Annotated in this window: 1 protein-coding gene; it reads right to left on the bottom strand. The window is 75.7% G+C overall.

Annotated features, from left to right (window positions below; translation table 11 throughout):
* Nucleotides 1-982: glutamate 5-kinase (gene proB, locus E4P40_RS27715; protein ID WP_245160640.1), on the bottom strand; the 982-nt coding region annotated here is incomplete at both ends.

Raw genomic sequence — 982 nt, 5'->3', positions numbered from 1 at the left:
CCAGCCCGCGCGCGACCACCACGCCGTCGGGGCCGACGAGCTCGACCGGGTCGTCGGCCAGGAAGTCACCGGCGAGCCCGGTGATGCCGGCAGCCAGCAGCGAGGCGTGCCGCTCCAGCACCGCGCGGACGGCGCCCTCGTCGAGCAGCAGGCGGCCCCGGGGGCGGCTGGCGTACCGCAGCCAGAACTGGCGGGCACCGGGACGACGGCCGGTCGGCGTGAACAGCGTCCCGACCCGCTCCCCCGCCAGCGCAGCAGCCGCCTGGGCGGTCGAGGTGACGACGACGGGCACGCCGGCCTGCGACGCGATCAGCGCCGCCTCGACCTTCGTCGCCATGCCGCCGGTGCCGACGCCGTTGCGCTTGGCGGTGCCGAGCGTGACCGCGTCCAGGTCACCCGGCCCGGAGACGGTGTCGATCAGCTGGGCGGGTCCGACCCGGGGGTCGCCGTCGTACACGCCGTCAACGTCCGACAGCAGGATCAGCGCGTCGGCCTGCGCGACGTGCGCGACCAGGGCGGCGAGGCGGTCGTTGTCGCCGAAGCGGATCTCCTCGGTCGCGACCGTGTCGTTCTCGTTGACGATCGGCAGGGCCCCGAGCGCGAGCAGCCGCTCCACCGTCTGGTGGGCGTTGCGGTAGTGACTGCGGCGGGTCAGGTCGTCGGCCGTCAGCAGCACCTGCCCGACGGTGATGTCGTGCCGGGCGAAGGCATCGGCGTAGGTCTGCACCAGCCGGAGCTGGCCGACGCTGGCGGCCGCCTGCGCGGTCGCCAGGTCCCGCGGCCGGGTGCCCAGTCCCAGCGGGGCCAGGCCGGCTGCGATCGCACCGGAGGAGACCAGCACGACCTCGCGCCCCGCCGCGCGCACGGCGCCCAGGACGTCGACCAGCGCCGCCAGCCGCTCGGCGTCAAGACCACCCGGCAGGGTGGTCAGCGACGACGAGCCGACCTTGACGACCACCCGGCGCGCACCGGCGATCTGCGG

It is taken from the genome of Blastococcus sp. CT_GayMR20 (assembly GCF_004570345.1).
The sequence above is the reverse complement of the archived record's forward strand: the minus strand, read 5'-3'. Positions and strand labels throughout refer to the sequence as shown.